Annotated in this window: 5 tRNA genes and 1 rRNA gene; all 6 read right to left on the minus strand. The window is 49.2% G+C overall.

The annotated features are described in order from the left end of the window. Positions 1–51 precede the first annotated feature (51 nt). A tRNA-Gly gene (locus M3204_RS23445) sits at positions 52–126 on the minus strand. Between the two features lie 30 nt (positions 127–156). Continuing rightward, positions 157–241, minus strand: a tRNA-Leu gene (locus tag M3204_RS23450). A 40-nt stretch (positions 242–281) separates the two neighbouring features. Beyond that, positions 282–357: transfer RNA gene (locus tag M3204_RS23455), tRNA-Lys, on the minus strand. Between the two features lie 163 nt (positions 358–520). Continuing rightward, positions 521–593, minus strand: a tRNA-Thr gene (locus M3204_RS23460). 37 nt (positions 594–630) lie between these two features. Further along, positions 631–706, minus strand: a tRNA-Val gene (locus M3204_RS23465). Positions 707–714: 8 nt separating this feature from the next. Next, positions 715–830: ribosomal RNA gene (rrf, locus tag M3204_RS23470) — 5S ribosomal RNA — on the minus strand. Between the last annotated feature and the right edge of the window lie 10 nt (positions 831–840).

The following is an 840-nucleotide window of genomic DNA, read 5'->3' on the forward strand; positions in this document are numbered from 1 at the left end:
ATTTTAAGTCCTGTGCGTCTGCCAGTTCCGCCACCCCGGCTTAAGAACTTTTGGAGCGGAAGACGGGATTCGAACCCGCGACCCCAACCTTGGCAAGGTTGTATTCTACCACTGAACTACTTCCGCATATATTCTTTTATCATCTTCAAACAAATATGGTGCGGGTGAAGGGAGTCGAACCCCCACGCCTTGCGGCGCCAGATCCTAAGTCTGGTGCGTCTGCCAATTCCGCCACACCCGCATATTATATTGAAAGTTATTTTGCTAGTGCAAAAAAACTTTGGTGAGCCATGAAGGACTCGAACCTTCGACCCTCTGATTAAAAGTCAGATGCTCTACCGACTGAGCTAATGGCTCGGCATTTTATTTATAACTTATTTAGCACTCACCAGAAATTCAGGATTATCGCATCCACGATGCTCGAACGAACTGGCGGTCCTTCTCGCAAGTTTCCATAGAAGCAAAATCAATGAAGCAAGAAACTTGCTCTACCGACTGAGCTAATGGCTCGTACAAAAGGTGCCGGCGAGAGGACTTGAACCCCCAACCTACTGATTACAAGTCAGTTGCTCTACCAATTGAGCTACACCGGCAGGTGAATGAAGACTATCTTCACTGGTAAAAGATATATGGTGGAGGATGACGGGATCGAACCGCCGACCCTCTGCTTGTAAGGCAGATGCTCTCCCAGCTGAGCTAATCCTCCATATATATGCCCGGCGGCGTCCTACTCTCACAGGGGGAAACCCCCAACTACCATCGGCGCTGAGAAGCTTAACTTCCGTGTTCGGTATGGGAACGGGTGTGACCTTCTCGCTATCGCCACCAGACTATTTGGTT

Origin of the sequence: Mesobacillus subterraneus (assembly GCF_023715485.1) — a bacterium.
Lineage (GTDB): Bacteria > Bacillota > Bacilli > Bacillales > Cytobacillaceae > Mesobacillus > Mesobacillus subterraneus_B.